This is a genomic window from Streptomyces fulvoviolaceus (assembly GCF_000718165.1).
GTDB lineage: Bacteria > Actinomycetota > Actinomycetes > Streptomycetales > Streptomycetaceae > Streptomyces > Streptomyces fulvoviolaceus.
The window spans coordinates 1-254 of record NZ_JOEY01000221.1 but is presented as its reverse complement, the minus strand read 5'-3'; the positions used below and the strand labels follow the sequence as shown (position 1 = coordinate 254).

The 254-nt window shown below is 69.7% G+C and carries 1 protein-coding gene; it reads right to left on the bottom strand.

The features are described from left to right. A partial coding sequence (locus IG08_RS55540) for a carboxyl transferase domain-containing protein (protein ID WP_043457890.1) occupies positions 1 to 254 on the bottom strand: 254 nt, incomplete at both ends.

Below are 254 nucleotides of genomic sequence, written 5' to 3'. Positions count from 1 at the left end.
CCCCGGAGGCCCTGGTGTTGCGCTGGAAGATGCCGCCGTAACCGGCGAGGGCGGAGACGCCCTCCTGGATACGGGCGCCCGCGCCGTCGTTCAGCGAGACCAGCGGGGCCCCGGCCGCGATGGCCATGTCCATGATCTTGTGGATCTTCGTGGCATGGGCCTCGCCCAGCGCGCCGCCGAAGATACGGAAGTCATGGGCGTAGACGAAGACCGTACGGCCCTCCACCGTGCCCCAGCCGGTGATCACACCGTCC